This is a genomic window from Lacinutrix iliipiscaria (assembly GCF_042686125.1).
GTDB lineage: Bacteria > Bacteroidota > Bacteroidia > Flavobacteriales > Flavobacteriaceae > Oceanihabitans > Oceanihabitans iliipiscarium.
In genome coordinates, this window is the sequence record NZ_JBHUOV010000007.1 from 244,726 (window position 1) to 259,350 (window position 14,625).

At 31.4% G+C, this 14,625-nt stretch carries 18 protein-coding genes; 7 read left to right on the top strand and 11 right to left on the bottom strand.

The features are described 5' to 3' along the window. Positions 1–55: 55 nt before the first annotated feature. Together ACFS5M_RS11590 and ACFS5M_RS11595 are read left to right on the top strand one after the other, a co-directional pair. Positions 56–856, top strand: coding sequence for a TIGR00266 family protein (locus ACFS5M_RS11590; protein ID WP_183488392.1), 801 nt, complete (start codon positions 56–58; stop codon positions 854–856). Positions 857–994: 138 nt separating this feature from the next. Continuing rightward, positions 995–1,192 (top strand): hypothetical protein, encoded by a 198-nt coding sequence (locus tag ACFS5M_RS11595; protein WP_183488391.1) that lies wholly within the window; start codon positions 995–997, stop codon positions 1,190–1,192. A 99-nt stretch (positions 1,193–1,291) separates the two neighbouring features. Here ACFS5M_RS11595 and ACFS5M_RS11600 read toward each other — a convergent pair whose 3' ends face one another. Continuing rightward, the gene (locus tag ACFS5M_RS11600; protein ID WP_183488390.1) at positions 1,292–2,233 is read right to left on the bottom strand and encodes a LysR substrate-binding domain-containing protein; all 942 of its coding nucleotides are present in this window, start codon (positions 2,231–2,233) and stop codon (positions 1,292–1,294) included. A 105-nt stretch (positions 2,234–2,338) separates the two neighbouring features. Between ACFS5M_RS11600 and ACFS5M_RS11605 the strand changes: the two genes are divergently transcribed. Beyond that, a complete protein-coding gene (locus ACFS5M_RS11605; RefSeq protein ID WP_183488389.1) occupies positions 2,339–2,818 on the top strand; it encodes a Dps family protein in 480 nt (159 codons plus the stop codon). Between the two features lie 89 nt (positions 2,819–2,907). Here the strand turns inward: ACFS5M_RS11605 and ACFS5M_RS11610 are convergent, their stop codons facing one another. The 7 genes from ACFS5M_RS11610 to ACFS5M_RS11640 all read right to left on the bottom strand — a co-directional run bounded on the left by ACFS5M_RS11610 (position 2,908) and on the right by ACFS5M_RS11640 (position 9,553). Continuing rightward, positions 2,908–3,327 carry a DUF2141 domain-containing protein gene (locus ACFS5M_RS11610; RefSeq protein WP_183488387.1) on the bottom strand — a complete coding sequence of 140 codons (420 nt, stop codon included), beginning with the start codon at positions 3,325–3,327 and terminating at the stop codon, positions 2,908–2,910. Between the two features lie 98 nt (positions 3,328–3,425). After that, positions 3,426–4,757, bottom strand: coding sequence for a DUF58 domain-containing protein (locus tag ACFS5M_RS11615; RefSeq protein WP_183488385.1), 1,332 nt, complete (start codon positions 4,755–4,757; stop codon positions 3,426–3,428). Then, entirely contained in the window at positions 4,757–5,743 is a 987-nt protein-coding gene (locus tag ACFS5M_RS11620) for an AAA family ATPase (protein WP_183488383.1), read from the bottom strand. Before ACFS5M_RS11620 ends, ACFS5M_RS11615 begins: the two co-directional genes overlap by 1 nt. Next, the gene (locus ACFS5M_RS11625; RefSeq protein ID WP_183488381.1) at positions 5,722–6,957 is read right to left on the bottom strand and encodes a DUF4350 domain-containing protein; all 1,236 of its coding nucleotides are present in this window, start codon (positions 6,955–6,957) and stop codon (positions 5,722–5,724) included. The genes ACFS5M_RS11620 and ACFS5M_RS11625 overlap by 22 nt, the downstream gene beginning before the upstream one ends. Next, a complete protein-coding gene (locus ACFS5M_RS11630) occupies positions 6,954–7,685 on the bottom strand; it encodes a DUF4129 domain-containing protein (protein WP_221267582.1) in 732 nt (243 codons plus the stop codon). The genes ACFS5M_RS11625 and ACFS5M_RS11630 overlap by 4 nt, the downstream gene beginning before the upstream one ends. Beyond that, on the bottom strand, positions 7,686–8,558 hold the full coding sequence (locus ACFS5M_RS11635; protein ID WP_183488379.1) for a hypothetical protein: 873 nt from the start codon (positions 8,556–8,558) through the stop codon (positions 7,686–7,688). Further along, positions 8,555–9,553: a stage II sporulation protein M gene (locus tag ACFS5M_RS11640; RefSeq protein WP_183488377.1), complete on the bottom strand. Its 999-nt coding sequence runs from the start codon at positions 9,551–9,553 to the stop codon at positions 8,555–8,557. Before ACFS5M_RS11640 ends, ACFS5M_RS11635 begins: the two co-directional genes overlap by 4 nt. 35 nt (positions 9,554–9,588) lie before the next feature. On the opposite strand from ACFS5M_RS11640, the gene ACFS5M_RS11645 reads away from it, so the two are divergent. Together ACFS5M_RS11645 and ACFS5M_RS11650 are read left to right on the top strand one after the other, a co-directional pair. Further along, a complete protein-coding gene (locus tag ACFS5M_RS11645; RefSeq protein WP_183488375.1) occupies positions 9,589–10,305 on the top strand; it encodes an RDD family protein in 717 nt (238 codons plus the stop codon). Positions 10,306–10,347: 42 nt separating this feature from the next. Continuing rightward, positions 10,348–10,950 carry a trimeric intracellular cation channel family protein gene (locus ACFS5M_RS11650; RefSeq protein ID WP_183488373.1) on the top strand — a complete coding sequence of 201 codons (603 nt, stop codon included), beginning with the start codon at positions 10,348–10,350 and terminating at the stop codon, positions 10,948–10,950. A 3-nt stretch (positions 10,951–10,953) separates the two neighbouring features. Here the strand turns inward: ACFS5M_RS11650 and ACFS5M_RS11655 are convergent, their stop codons facing one another. Further along, positions 10,954–11,661, bottom strand: a complete 708-nt coding sequence (locus tag ACFS5M_RS11655) for a peptidylprolyl isomerase (protein WP_183488371.1) — start codon at positions 11,659–11,661, stop codon at positions 10,954–10,956. A gap of 214 nt (positions 11,662–11,875) precedes the next feature. Between ACFS5M_RS11655 and ACFS5M_RS11660 the strand changes: the two genes are divergently transcribed. Together ACFS5M_RS11660 and ACFS5M_RS11665 are read left to right on the top strand one after the other, a co-directional pair. After that, positions 11,876–12,517 (top strand): NUDIX hydrolase, encoded by a 642-nt coding sequence (locus ACFS5M_RS11660; protein ID WP_183488369.1) that lies wholly within the window; start codon positions 11,876–11,878, stop codon positions 12,515–12,517. A gap of 50 nt (positions 12,518–12,567) precedes the next feature. Continuing rightward, complete coding sequence (locus ACFS5M_RS11665) at positions 12,568–13,380, top strand: lysophospholipid acyltransferase family protein (protein ID WP_183488367.1); 813 nt, start codon at positions 12,568–12,570, stop codon at positions 13,378–13,380. Here the strand turns inward: ACFS5M_RS11665 and ACFS5M_RS11670 are convergent. After that, entirely contained in the window at positions 13,377–14,021 is a 645-nt protein-coding gene (locus tag ACFS5M_RS11670) for a hypothetical protein (RefSeq protein ID WP_183488365.1), read from the bottom strand. The genes ACFS5M_RS11665 and ACFS5M_RS11670 overlap by 4 nt on opposite strands. A gap of 4 nt (positions 14,022–14,025) precedes the next feature. Beyond that, the gene (locus ACFS5M_RS11675; RefSeq protein ID WP_183488364.1) at positions 14,026–14,520 is read right to left on the bottom strand and encodes an RNA polymerase sigma factor; all 495 of its coding nucleotides are present in this window, start codon (positions 14,518–14,520) and stop codon (positions 14,026–14,028) included. Between the last annotated feature and the right edge of the window lie 105 nt (positions 14,521–14,625).

Consider the following 14,625-nt stretch of genomic DNA (forward strand, 5'->3'; position numbering starts at 1 on the left):
AACAAAAAAAAGCAATTCACAACATATATACAATTATAACAATCAAATCAAAAATATGACAGCACACGAAATAGATTACAGAATTTACGGCGAAGAAATGCAATTCGTAGAAATAGAACTCGACCCTCAAGAAGGCGTTGTTGCTGAGGCTGGAAGCTTTATGATGATGGATGATGGTATTAAAATGGAGACCATTTTTGGAGATGGCTCTGAAAAGGATACTGGTTTTCTCGGAAAAATTCTAGGAGCTGGTAAACGAATTCTTACAGGAGAAAGTTTGTTTATGACTGCTTTTTATAATAACCTAACAGGAAAAAAAAACGTAAGTTTTGCTTCGCCTTATCCTGGTAAAATTATTCCTATAGATCTAACCGAGTTTGGTGGTAAATTCATTTGTCAAAAAGATGCCTTTTTATGTGCAGCTAAAGGAGTGAGTGTTGGGATTGAATTTTCTAAAAAACTAGGGCGAGGTTTATTTGGTGGAGAAGGCTTTATCATGCAAAAACTAGAAGGTGATGGTATGGCATTCGTTCATGCAGGAGGGACTATGGCAAAAAAAGAATTGAAAGTAGGTGAAACCTTGCGTGTTGATACAGGATGTATTGTTGGTTTTGATCAAACGGTAAATTATGATATTGAGTTTGTTGGTGGTATAAAAAACACAGTTTTTGGTGGTGAAGGTTTGTTCTTTGCTAAACTTGAAGGTCCAGGTACGGTTTTCGTACAATCCTTACCATTTAGTCGATTAGCAGGACGAGTATTAGCTAGTGCACCAAGAGGAGGAGGAAAAAGTAAAGGTGAAGGCAGTATTCTTGGTGGTATAGGCGATCTGCTGGATGGAGATAATAATTTTTAGAGCATAATTATTCTGTGTTAAAGTTTTCTTTAAATGTAAAACCAATTCATTTTTTTATTACATTTAATCAATCTAAAAATATCATGTGCCTATAAAACAGATCTACTTTTTATTTTAATACCTAAACCTAATTAAATTATGGCAAGAGCAATGTTTGAGTACACAAAAACTGTACTTAAAAAAGTAAGTTTTGATGCGACGTTGTTTTGCAAAGAAGTACAAAAAGCGATTCAAAGATTATTACCTTATGAAATAGAAGAGTTAAAAATCTTTATACAATCGCTAGTACAGCAAAACCCAGAATTAAATCAATGTTTAATATATTTAAAACCATAAAAAAAAGCGACTTACGAGTCGCTTTTTTTAGGTTTATTAAAATACCTTCTGTCTATAATTATGCTCTATTATGATTTTTTTTATTACAATTCCTAAAGTTTATTTTGTTGCTAAAGGGCTTATAATTTTTACATTTTGAAAGGCAATAGCACCTCTTATGATTCCAGAAATAGTGTTTTGTAAAGCATCAATTATTTGCATTTTTAATTCACTTTTATGATAAATTAAGCTTACTTCTCTGGCAGGATTAGGTTCATTAAAAAGGCGAAGATTATTCTTGTGTTTTTCACTAATATCTAGAGAATGTAAATAAGGTAACATCGTCATTCCTAAACCTTCATTCGATAATTTTACTAAAGTTTCAATGCTGCCACTTTCTAATTGAAAATTATCATTTTCATGATTTTTGAAAACTTTACATAAATTAATAACACCTTCTCTAAAACAATGACCATCTTCCAGTAGTAGCATATCTTCTATTTGTAAATCGGAAACATCTATATTTTTCTTATCGTGAAGGCGATGATTTTTTGGAATGTAGGCTACAAAAGGTTCAAAAAATAAAACACGCTCTTTAATGGTTTCATTTTCTAAAGGTGTAGAGGCAATTGCAGCATCTAAGTGACCATCATTAATTCTAGAAATAATTTCTTCAGTCGTAAGCTCTTCTATTTTTAATTTTACTTTTGGATGTTTCTTAATAAAAGCTTTTAAAAACATAGGGAGTAAGGTTGGCATAACCGTTGGTATGATTCCTAGTTTAAATTCACCTCCAATAAATCCTTTTTGCTGGTCAACAATATCTTGTATGCGATAAGATTCATTAACAATATTCTTAGCTTGATGGACTATTTTTTTTCCAACGTCTGTAAGCTCAATAGGTTTCTTGCTTCTATCAAAAATAAGAATGTCTAACTCGTCTTCAAGTTTTTGTATTTGCATGCTTAAAGTCGGTTGTGTGACAAAACATTTTTCTGCAGCTTTGGTGAAATTCTGGTTTTCGGCAACTGCTAATACGTAATATAATTGTGTAATAGTCATATGTATCAATTTAGACTATAAAAATATAAAAACTATCAATAAAATTTATTATAACAAATGTTAATTATAGATTAAATTTGTATAAACAAAACAAATAGAACAATTATGACACTAAATAGTATAGGATTAGATTCAAAAATAACTAAAGAATTAGCTCAAGATTTAAATGGTTTGTTGGCAAATTTTCAAACATATTACCAAAATTTAAGAGGTATTCATTGGAATATTAAAGGGAAGGCTTTTTTTGATCTTCATGTGAAGTTTGAAGAATTATACACAGATGCAAATATGAAAGTCGATTTAATTGCTGAACGTATATTAACCTTGGGAGAAACACCATTACACACGTTTGATGATTATAATAAATTAACGAAAGTTCCTGTCGGAAAGAATGTATCTGAAGACTCTAAAGCTGTACGTTTAATTGTAGATTCTTTAACTGAATTATTGCAAATTGAACGTCGGATATTAAATAAATCTGGTGATGCAAACGATGAAGGAACAAACTCTATGATGAGCGATTTTATTACTGAACAAGAAAAAACAGTATGGATGATGAAAGCTTGGTTAAATGAAACCGTCTAACAAAATAATCCTTCTCTAAAAGGATTGATTAATAGCAATGAAAAAGGCCACGATATGTAAATATCGTGGCTTTGCTTTTATATAACTTTTTAGAAACGAATAATCAAAGATGCATCTTCGTCAGTCATTTCAAACTTTGCTTCACTAAATTGTGGAGGTCCATAAGATAAAGGGTTGTTAGACATGCCATAGCTTTCTTTTGGCATACCATTTTCAAAATCCATTTGCTTGTTGTCATTTTCATCATGAATGGCCATAATAGCGTAAGTTCCTGGCAGCACATCTTTAAAAGTTACAGTTACTGAATTTCCTTCAATCGTAGACACTTCATTTTGAAGACCTTCAGATTTCATGAACGTATCTGCCGAATGTAATGACATGATAACTTTACCATTATTATTCTTAACATTGTTAATGGTTACTGTAATAGTTTGTCCTTTAGTTTCAGTTTGAGCTTGGCTCAAGTAAGACGATAAAATAAAAGTGATAATTAAGGCTAGTGTTCTCATAATTGTTTGTTTTTAGTTGATTACAGTGTAAAAGTCCTCTAAAAGCATGTAGTAAACTAAAAAGCTTGACTCAATTGTATTTTTCTTAGGATGAAATGTTATAAAAGTCCTCTAGCTTTAATTTCTAGGTATTTATTAATGGTATTAATGCTTAATTTTTCTGGAGCAGTTAAGATGGTTTGAATACCATGTTTTTGTAGCTCTTTAACCATTAAACGTTTTTCAAAACTAAATTTTTCTGCTATGGTTTTATGATATATGCTTTGTATATCTTCAGCGTTTTGAGTGATAAGATTGTCTAGTTCTGTATTTTCAAACATAATAACAACAAGCAAATGTTTTTTTGAAATAGCCTGCAAGTAAGGCAATTGTCTTTTTAGGGCACTTATGTGTTCAAAGTTTGTGTAGAGTAGTAGTAAGCTTCTGTGTGTGACTTTTCGTTTTAATTGTGCGTAAAGTAAGCCAAAGTCGCTATCGTTAAATTGCGTATTAATATTGTATAAATTCTCTAGTATCTTGTTTAAATAAGTGAGCTTATGTATGGCTGGTAAAAAAGATTCTATAGTTTTTGAAAAAGATAACATACCTACTTTATCATGCTTTTTTAATGCAACATTGCTGAAAGCTAGAGTTGAATTAATGGCATAGTCGAGTAATTTTAAACCATTGAAGGGCATTTTCATGACACGCCCTGTGTCAATAATTGAGTAAACTGGCTGTGATTTTTCATCTTGATATTGGTTAACCATTAATTGCCCACGTTTGGCTGTAGCTTTCCAATTTACAGTTCTAAAATCATCTCCTTGCACATAATCTTTTATTTGCTCAAACTCTTGTGTGTGTCCTATTTTTCTAATTTTTTTGAGACCAAATTCTGAAAGGTGATTGCTTATAGCCAGGAAGTCGTATTTCTGCATTTGAATAAATGAAGGATATACCATAACCATCTGTTCATTCTGAAACTGATATTTTCGTTTTACAATCTTTAGTTTTGAAGAGGCGTAAATATTGAGGTTGCCAAAGATATATTCACCTCGTTCTACTGGACGAACATCATAACTAAAATCATGAATGTCATTAGATGCTAAAGTTGTTATATATGAAAAATCTCGTTTTTGAAATTGTATAGGCAATTCATCAATAACATCTAATATTATCTGAAAAGGATAATGATTAGTAATGGTTATAGGAACTGGATTTTCATCACTATTAGAAAATTTATCAGGCAGTAAACGCCTTGCTTTTATAGCATTATTAAAACGATAGAGTAGTAGAATGTCAACAAAAAATAGTACAGAAATAACAAGTACAATAATCCACGCTATAGGATACAAAATGGATACCCAATAAGACAATAAGAAGCAGATAGCAGCTATTGTCATATAGATGTAAAATTGTTTGTGTATGTATAGCGATTTGAAGAATTTCATTATCTAGGGACTTCAACCGATTGCACAATCATGTCTATAACTTGCTCTGTAGTCATGCCTTCCATTTCGCGTTCTGGTGTTAAAATAATTCTATGATTTAAAACAGGAGCCATTGCTTTTTTTACATCCTCTGGAATGACAAAGTCACGACCATGAATTGCAGCAAAAGCTTTTGCAGTATTTAGTATAGCTATAGATGCTCTTGGTGAGCCACCTAAGTATAAATGCGGATGATTTCTTGTTTTAGAAACCACTTCCGCGATGTACTTAATGATTTTTTCTTCAACGACTATAGCTTGAGTTTTTGCCTTATAATCAGCTAATTTTTTGGCATCTAAAACAGTACTTATCAAGGTTTGTGGTTGCTCTCCTTGACGTTTATGATGTGTTTCAATAATTTTGATTTCATCTTCTAAGTTAGGATAATCGACTTTAATCTTAAAGATGAAGCGATCTAATTGTGCTTCAGGTAATGCATAGGTGCCTTCTTGTTCTATTGGGTTTTGAGTTGCTAAGACCATAAAAGGTGTTTTGAATTTATAAGTAGTGCCATCAATAGTTGCTTGGCGTTCTTCCATAGTTTCAAAAAGTGCAGCTTGGGTTTTTGCTGGAGCACGATTAATTTCATCAATTAAAACGATATTAGAAAAAATAGGTCCTTTTTTAAATTCAAATTCTGAGGTCTTCATATTTAAAACCGAAGTTCCTAAAACATCACTTGGCATTAAATCTGGAGTAAATTGAATGCGACTAAAGTCGGTTTTTAAAACTTTTGCAAATAGCTTAGCTGTAATAGTTTTAGCGATTCCAGGAACGCCTTCAATGAGCACATGACCATCTGCTAATAAAGCAACGATAAGCAATTCTACAAAGTCTCTTTGCCCAATAATGACTTTACCTAATTCTTGTTTAATAGTTTCTACAGCTTGCTTTAATTCTTCTAAAGGTATTCTGTTATCAAAATTTATGTCTTGTTTTTCTTCCATGTGTTATGAGATTTAAATTCTTCAATTAAGCGGTTTAAGCCTTCAAGTTCTGTATTGTTAATGTGAGTTTTAGCATTTAAAAGTGTAATGGTCTCAAAAAGCAGCTTAGTGTCTTCTATGGTGTTGTTACTTCGAGCTGCAAGGTGCTCTATAAACACGTCATCAATGGTTGCAGTATGTAAGTGAAAATGGACTCTGATATATTCTAAAAAATGATTGATCTTATGAGTTGCCATCTCTTTATGTTTTCCTTTTTCGTAATACATATTAGCAATCGTTCTTGTAAAGTCAACAGTTTGATTGCGTAAGGGGTTTACAATAGGAATAGCACGTTGCTTGCGCTTACCATCAAAAAGCACATAGAAAAACACTCCAATAAGCATCATGTAATATGCCCATTTAAGTTGTTTGTTATTAAGCATGATGTATAATGGAGATGTGTAAAACGTCTTTCCTGATTTGTAATGCTGATCTATGTAAATATTTTGTGATGGATTGATATATGATAATAGTCCAGCAGTATAATTTTGATTTGGTGCTGTTAATAAAAAGTAATTAGTAAATGCTTGCGGAAAGCTGCTCAAGATAATTGTGCCTTTACCAAAAGGCTGTTTTATGGTGGTTACATGTTCTTTTTCTAATTGAAATGGGGCTTCTGAAGCATTATCAATTACTCCAATAACTTTTGCATTTAGCGTGTCGATTTCTCGATAATAATAAGCGTAATTGGCTTTGTCAAAGGTGTACAAGCTGTCTTGTAACAACTGTTTGTTTTTTAGTTGTAGTTGATAAGAATTTTTTAAATTATCAATAGTGCTAATAACTGAAGACTTAATCTTTAAGGTGTCGCGTAAATTGCCACTCACTTCTTCACCAGCAATAAATAAGGTATTGCCTTTTGCAGTCCAATCTAAAAGTTCGTCCAATTCAGCTTCTCCAAAAGCAATGTTGTTGTTTATAAAAATATAAGTGCCTTGAATGCTATCGTTTCTTTTTAAGTATTCAAAAGGCGGTCTGTCTACATCAACAATATAGTTTGTGTTAAAAATACGTTTTAATTGCTCATGAAAAACAAATGTGCCAAAAGGGATTTTATGATGAGAAGCATAGCTAGGGAACCAATTAATTTCTTGAGGTTTTGAATACTCTAAAGCGACAATAGAAAGTATTGTTATAACCGTTAATATGATATATAGTTTTCCTTTTCGACTCAAGGTTTTATGTTGTTATTAAGGGTTTCAAATTGAGTTTTAAACGCTTCAAATTTTAAGACATCAATATTAAATTCGCCATACCATACATAATCATAAATTCTAGTAATGTTGGTAAATCCAGATTTTAAGCTGTTCGTTTCAATTTCAGAAATATAATCTTCATTAGTTTTTTGTTGCTCCCAAGAAATGATATGGTTTTCGCTTAATTTTTTTAAGGATAGTAAATAGTAATAGCGAATGGCTAAGCGATAGTTACCTTGTTTTATGGCTTCATTAATTAAGGCATTAATGTCTTCGTTTTTTATGATATGTTCTTCATTAGTAAATTGAACACTTGCTTGGTTTTGTTGTCCTGTAATAAGGTTTTTTGAGTTTACTTTTAAAAAGAATCTTAATAGTAAATAGACTAAGCCAATAAGAATAAGATAAGGCAATACATTAAATATAAATTTTAATATTCCTGTAGCATTTCCGACTCCAAAAAGCCATTCGAATAGTTGAGTTATGATATTCTGAAACCATAAAACAATTCTGTTTAAAATTGATGTTTCATCAACGGTTTCAGTATAATTAAAATCCTTGTCGTCTTTATATTTTTTTAAGTCGTCTTTAGTGATTTGTTGAACATCTAATTTTGAATCATCATATTGAATAGAAGTAGAGTCTTGTTGGCAAAACACCCAAGATGTAGTTAATAAAAAGAAGAGAATGATTTTAATTTTGAGCATTTAGTCTTCTGTCTTTCCTAGTGATTGAATTCGTTCAAAGGTTCCTGTGAAATTTTGCCTTTCGTTTAAATTAAAATAAATTAATGCTGCGCTTACAGTTAAGATTAAATTTAAAAGGAATTTAAATAAGTAACTTAAAACGTTTAGTAATATATAAACAGGATCAATAAAATCTTTCATATTTGCTGGATCGATCTCACCAGAGAATACACCCATTTTTAAAATACTATAAATTGAAGCTGGAATATCTAAGGCATAGCTGGCAATCATAGCTATGATACCAATAACAATAATTGTAGCAAAAGTTATCCAGAATTCACTTTTAATCAAGGAAAAACTATAACTATAAGCTGTTGTTGCATCTTTATTTTCAAAAACATAAATACAGAATACAACATACATAGGCACCATAACATAAAATACAGGTAAGCAGCAAATTAATACAGCGACAAATAGAGTAATTAATTTTAGAATACTTAATCCTAAAAATCCCCAAAAAGTATCTTTTACGTTTTGTTTAACTTCATCTATATTGATACTTCCTTCGTTTTGAACATATAATTTTATATAATGTAAAACGGTAGAATCTGCAACGGTATAAGCGATTACTCCAAATATCATAAATGCAAATAACGACCCAAACATTAACGGTAAATTATCTTGTCTGAGTTCATTGCCTAATTGAAAATTGAACACATCACCAGAACTATAGATATAAAAAGCGAGAGCAATTAAAAACAACAATAAATATGGTCCGCAAATTTGCAGAACTGTTTTAAAAAAAGGTTTAAATTCCTGTCTAATAAACCCAAAGGTATCAGTTAGAACCTCTCCAAGTTCACGTTGTTTTTTAAATTCTATTAATTTTTTCATTTTGAAGGTATAGTATTGTACTCTTTTAAAGCTTTTTGCTTTAATTGTTGTTTGTGTAATTGCCTTGGGTAGATGACGTAGTAAAAAAGAATAAGAGCAAGAGAGCTAACTATAATAGTAATGGCTAGCCAATCTGGCATTTCTGTATGTCTGGTGACAAAACCTTCTAAAAATCCTGCGATAATAAAAAAAGGTATTGTGCTTATTAAAATTTTTAATCCGTTTTTAACGCCTTGCTTAAAAGATTCTAGTCGAGTGTAAGTGCCAGGAAAGAGCATGCTATTTCCTAAAACTAATCCAGCACAACCTGCAATAATAATTACAGAAATTTCAATTGTACCATGAATCCATATGGTTCGAGCAGATTCCCATAATAAACCGTGATCATAAAAGAAGTATTGAAAACTGCCTAGCATGACTCCGTTTTGTAACATGATATATAATGTGCCAAGACCAAGAAGTAAGCCGTAAGCAAATGCCATTAGAGCAACTTTAATATTATTTATCGTAATTCCAAGAAACATATTAAATTCGCCTTGTTCTTTATAAACAGCCATTGGGTCTCCATTTTCAATATTTTGAAGTGTCATATTAACATAGCTGTCACCTAAAAAGGAGCGCACAAAGTCACCTTCATTTGCTGCAGAAAAAGCTCCAACAATAACAAACAAACTAAAGGTAAGAAAAGCAATTAGAAGCTCACGATGATGTGTGTAAAACATTAAAGGAAACTCTGTTTTAAAGAATGAAATAATTCTGTTTTTCGACTCTTTTTTAGTCTTATATATTTTTTGATGTGCTTGTGATGCTAATTGGTTTAAGTAGCGTTCTGTATTACTTTTACTATAAAAGGTTTTCGCGTAGCTTAAATGGTCTGTAATTTCAATATATAAATCTGATAACTCATCTGGATTAATCTCAATATTATTTGAAAGAACACTTTCAAACTTTAACCATTTATCCTTATTTTGCTTCACGAAAGCAGCTTCACGCATCTACTGTAGAGTTTTGCTATCAAAGAAAAGAAAATATGGAGGAATTTCAAATTGAAACAGCGCAAAATGTTGGTATAAACCAAAACGTTGCTCATCTTGGTGACAGAATTTTGGCTTACCTTTTAGATAGCCTAATTATCTTCGTGTATTTGGTTTTAATTATGATGCTCTTAATCTCACTAGATTTAGATCCAGGAGATTCTTGGGCCTTATATTTATTAGCATCTTTACCTGCCTTTTTATATTATGTCTTATTAGAAACCTTTTGGGATGGACAAACCGTTGGAAAGTTTACAATGAAGACACGAGTGGTACGAATAGATGGTTCTAAGGCTACTTTTGCAAATTATTTTGTGCGATGGATTTTACGTATCGTTGATGTGAGTCTGACTAGTGGAGGTGTAGCTGTGCTTAGTATTTTAATTCGAGGCAATGGTCAGCGAGTTGGTGATATTGCAGCAGGAACCACTGTAATTAGCGAAAAGCGCAAACTTAGTATAGATGATACGATTTTAAAACACATTGAACCTAATTATGTGCCAACATATAGTCAAGTTACGGTCTTTAATGATAGTGATATGCAGACGATTAAAAGTTTATATGATACAGCTAAACGGAATGGACAACATAATGTGATTTTAGAGTTGCATAATAGATTGGTGAAAGTTATGCAAGTTACTCCAACAGAGAATCCTATAGATTTTGTTGGTATTGTTATAAAAGATTATAATTATTACACACAAAATATGTAAATCATATAATAAGTAAAAAACGGTTAAATCACATCTAAGTATATGTTTGAAATTATAGATATTTTAGGAACTATTGCTTTTGCTATTTCTGGAGTTTTGGTTGCTATGAATAAGAAAATGGATCCTTTTGGGATTCTTATTATTGCTTTTGTAACTGCAGTAGGAGGAGGAACATTACGTGACATTCTTATTGGTCAAACTCCAGTAAGTTGGATGACGAATATGATTTTTACTTATGTTATATTAGGATCTACAGTACTTGCTGTAGTGTTTAGAAGTAAAATTAATTATTTAAGAACCTCACTATTTTTATTTGATACTATAGGAATTGGACTCTATACTGTTGTAGGTGTAGAAAAAGGCTTGTCTGCTGGATTGCACCCAATTATTTGTATTGCTCTAGGGACTATTTCGGCTTGTTTTGGAGGAGTAATTAGAGATATTTTGTGTAATGAAATTCCAGTGATTTTCAGAAAAGAAATCTATGCAACAGCTTGTATTTTAGGTGGATTGGTTTATTTTTTAATTAGAAAATTACCAATAGAAGACAATTTTGTGTTTATAATATCAGGAGCAATTGTAATTATTGTACGCTTAATTGCAGTGAAATTTAAAATTAGCTTGCCTAGCTTGTATAAAAAATAAGTTTTATTCTAAAACTTCTACTTTTTTTATGTAGACATTACTCAATGGCCAATCTGCATTATCGGTTTTTTGTTTCGCGATTTCATCAACAACATTCATGCCTTTAATAACTTCACCAAAAATAGTATAATTGCCATCTAAGTGGTAGGCACCATCTTTTTTCTGAACAATAAAAAATTGATAAGGTGATGCTAACTTATGTGGATTTTCAACATCACGACTAGGCATACTTACCATGCCTCTATGATGCTTTAAGCCATGATTGGTATCTGTTGGTAGTAGATACTTTCCTATTTTTCTACGCTTCCGTAAAACATCAATGTCATCTGTGTTTCCTCCTTGAATAATAAAATTATCTATAACTCTATAAAACTGCGTATTATCAAAATAAGCTTGTTTTGTAAGGAAAATAAAATTAGCACGATGGTATTTGGTTTCATTAAATAATTTAATGTCTATCTTACCAAAATAGGTTGTAATTCTTACAATAGATTCTTTGTTTTCTTCACCATATTCTGAAAAGAAATCTAAAGCATTTTTATCTGTTAGGTAAGGGAACTCACGAATTGGCTCTACAAAGGTATCTTTTTGTATATCTTTTTTAGCTTCAGAATACACATGAGCTGTCGGGGACGTTTTCTTGATTTCGGTAATGTTGTCCTCACAATTAAAGACAAAGAGACAGGCTAAACAAATAATAAATAATCGCATTAGGAAATTTTATGGTAAGCCCAAAGATAAAAAAAGACACCTAAAAAGCTGTTTAACAGCGGTTAATAATATTAACAAAAAGTGCTACTTTTTAACAAAAATACAGTTCGTCGTTTTTTCGATACGTATATCGATTTTTAATTAAGGTTTAAACGGTGTTTAGATAAAAGATTAAAACCTTATTTTTGAATTTCTAAAATTTCAAATCGCAAGAATGAATTTTAATCAGTTTTTAGAATCGATATCTAATATTGGAGATATGCCACTTCCAGCAGAAGCTTCACAGTTTAAAATGTCGCCTCCTTTTCGATTGGAGTTATTAAAACAGCAACAGGATAAAATAAAAAACGCGAAACAATCTGCTGTATTGGCTTTGTTTTATCCAGACACTTTGTATAATACCAACCTTATTTTAATTTTAAGAAAAACATATAAAGGCGTGCATTCTGCTCAAGTTGGTTTTCCAGGTGGGAAAGTAGAAGAGGAAGATGAGTCGCTAGAGCATACGGCTTTACGTGAAACAGAAGAAGAAGTAGGTGTGCCAAGAAAGCATGTTAAAGTGCTTAAAAAAATGACACAAGTTTATATTCCGCCTAGTAATTTTTATGTGCATCCCTACATTGGTGTGGTAAATCAGACTCCAAATTTTATAAAAGAAGACAGTGAAGTTGAAGCACTTATAGAAGTGCCACTGTCACATTTTTTAGATGAGCAGAATGTGATAACAAAAACGGTGTCAACCTCTTATAAGGTAAATGTTGAGGTGCCAGCATTTAAATTAAATGATCATGTGGTTTGGGGAGCAACAGCAATGATGCTTAGCGAAATAAAAGACTTGTTAAAACTCTACTTGTAAAGCTTCAGTTTTATTACTTTTGTAAACTAACTAAATTGTAAAACGCATTCATGGGTTTATTTAAAAAAAATCCTTTTGGTCATATTCTCTTCATTAAAAAATGGTTAATCCGAATTTTAGGCGCAATCACTCATAGGCGTTTTCGCGGATTTAATGAGCTTCAAATTGAAGGCTCAGAAATCATTAAAAATTTGCCAGATACTAATGTGTTGTTTATTTCTAATCATCAGACTTATTTTGCTGATGTGGTTGCCATGTTTCATGTGTTTAATGCAAGCTTAAGTCAGCGTGAAGATTCTATCAAAAACATAGGCTATCTATGGAATCCTAAATTAAATATTTATTATGTTGCTGCTAAAGAAACAATGAGCGCAGGTTTACTACCAAAAATATTGGCTTATGTTGGGTCTATTAGTATTGAACGGACTTGGCGCTCTGAAGGAAAAGATATAAATAGGCAAGTGAAAATGAGTGATATTTCTAATATTAGTAGGGCATTAGATGATGGTTGGGTGATTACTTTTCCTCAAGGGACTACGACGCCTTTTAAACCAATAAGAAAAGGAACAGCTCATATTATAAAAAGATATAAACCTGTTGTTGTGCCAATTGTAATAGATGGTTTTAGACGTTCTTTTGATAAAAAAGGGCTTCGTATAAAAAAGAAAAATATAATGCAATCTTTTGAGATCAAGGAACCGCTTCAAATTGATTATGACAATGAAAGTGTAGCGAGTATCGTTGAGAAAATCGAGTATGCTATAGAGCAACACCCTTCATTTTTAAAAGTAATTCCTCAAAAAGAGCTTGAGCTTCAAGAAGAGTTGAATAAACAACGAAAATGGAGTAAAAAAGAGGCTTAGACTTCCAGTCGTTTTAATTCCTTATAATTGTTATTTAGGCGTTTTAATAAAATACCATAAATAAGGTAATAGAATCCTAGAATAATACCAATGAGTACAGCTGAAGCTGCTAGTGCGATTAAAATGGTAACAGCATAAAACTGAAATAATTCACCATTAGCTGTCGCCTTTTCAATTAAAGAAATCATTTCTTCATCTTTATTAAACTGAATGCCCAAAACAACAAATACCGAAAGCGCCATATAGATTAAGTTAAAAGCGACATATTGTTTTATCGTTTTTCGTGTTTTAAGGATGTTTTCCATGAGTTTTTTAGCATTGTCTGTTGCTGAAATTGTTCTGTAATTCATGAAAAATTTATAAAAGAAATAGGCTAAAATTAAATAACCAAGAGCCATAAAAGGAATCATTATGTTTTCTGCATGATAAGACTCAAAACGTTTGTTGTAATCTGCATCTTTTAGTGCAAAAGAAATCAATGTCCAGAAAACAAATTCAAGGATACTAATAATGAAAATCCACTTTACAATTGAAGATGATTTTTTTAAAATCATGCTGTATAGCTCATTGTAAGTTAATTTCGGAAAGCGAGAGGTGTCCTCTTTCTTCCAATCTTTTTTTAATAATTCTAATTCATCCATAGGGTTACGGATTTAAAATGGTTCTTAATTTGTTTTTTACACGATTCATTTTTACACGTGCGTTAACTTCACTAATCCCCATTGTTTCACTTATTTCTTTATAGTTCTTGTCTTCTAAATATAAGAATACAAGAGCTTTTTCGATGTCGTTTAATTGGTGTACAGCCTTGTATAATAATTTTAACTGTTCTTCTTCAGTATCATCATATTCGTCTGCTTTTATTTTAAATTGAATTGTATCAAACTGTTGTGTTGTAATTCTGCGCTTGCTTTTTCGATATAAAGTGATTGCAGTATTCAGACCTACACGATACATCCATGTACTAAATTTGGCATCGCCTCTAAATTTTGGATAAGCTCGCCAAAGCTGTATGGTAATCTCTTGAAACAAATCATTATGCGCATCTTGATTGTTGGTGTATAGCCTACAAACTTTATGCACTATATTTTGATGCTGTTCTAATTGTTCTACAAAACTATGTTCTAACTCTTTATTCAAGGTGATGGTTTAGTTACTCTATAAGTAGCATTTTATAAAAAATGTTACACGAAGGATTAAGATCGTTTAAAAATAGTGTTTAAGATGCTTATTTTGTAACTTTGT

Excerpts from the sequence above, each read along its gene's own strand:
- ACFS5M_RS11645 (WP_183488375.1), top strand. The coding sequence starts at position 9,589 with ATGGAGGAATTTCAAATTGAAACAGCGCAAAATGTTGGTATAAACCAA.
- ACFS5M_RS11660 (WP_183488369.1), top strand. The coding sequence starts at position 11,876 with ATGAATTTTAATCAGTTTTTAGAATCGATATCTAATATTGGAGATATG.
- ACFS5M_RS11615 (WP_183488385.1), bottom strand. The coding sequence starts at position 4,757 with ATGAAATTCTTCAAATCGCTATACATACACAAACAATTTTACATCTAT.
- ACFS5M_RS11655 (WP_183488371.1), bottom strand. The coding sequence starts at position 11,661 with ATGCGATTATTTATTATTTGTTTAGCCTGTCTCTTTGTCTTTAATTGT.
- ACFS5M_RS11600 (WP_183488390.1), bottom strand. The coding sequence starts at position 2,233 with ATGACTATTACACAATTATATTACGTATTAGCAGTTGCCGAAAACCAG.
- ACFS5M_RS11605 (WP_183488389.1), top strand. The coding sequence starts at position 2,339 with ATGACACTAAATAGTATAGGATTAGATTCAAAAATAACTAAAGAATTA.
- ACFS5M_RS11610 (WP_183488387.1), bottom strand. The coding sequence starts at position 3,327 with ATGAGAACACTAGCCTTAATTATCACTTTTATTTTATCGTCTTACTTG.
- ACFS5M_RS11595 (WP_183488391.1), top strand. The coding sequence starts at position 995 with ATGGCAAGAGCAATGTTTGAGTACACAAAAACTGTACTTAAAAAAGTA.
- ACFS5M_RS11635 (WP_183488379.1), bottom strand. The coding sequence starts at position 8,558 with ATGAAAAAATTAATAGAATTTAAAAAACAACGTGAACTTGGAGAGGTT.
- ACFS5M_RS11620 (WP_183488383.1), bottom strand. The coding sequence starts at position 5,743 with ATGGAAGAAAAACAAGACATAAATTTTGATAACAGAATACCTTTAGAA.
- ACFS5M_RS11665 (WP_183488367.1), top strand. The coding sequence starts at position 12,568 with ATGGGTTTATTTAAAAAAAATCCTTTTGGTCATATTCTCTTCATTAAA.
- ACFS5M_RS11650 (WP_183488373.1), top strand. The coding sequence starts at position 10,348 with ATGTTTGAAATTATAGATATTTTAGGAACTATTGCTTTTGCTATTTCT.
- ACFS5M_RS11630 (WP_221267582.1), bottom strand. The coding sequence starts at position 7,685 with ATGCTCAAAATTAAAATCATTCTCTTCTTTTTATTAACTACATCTTGG.
- ACFS5M_RS11590 (WP_183488392.1), top strand. The coding sequence starts at position 56 with ATGACAGCACACGAAATAGATTACAGAATTTACGGCGAAGAAATGCAA.
- ACFS5M_RS11640 (WP_183488377.1), bottom strand. The coding sequence starts at position 9,553 with ATGCGTGAAGCTGCTTTCGTGAAGCAAAATAAGGATAAATGGTTAAAG.
- ACFS5M_RS11670 (WP_183488365.1), bottom strand. The coding sequence starts at position 14,021 with ATGGATGAATTAGAATTATTAAAAAAAGATTGGAAGAAAGAGGACACC.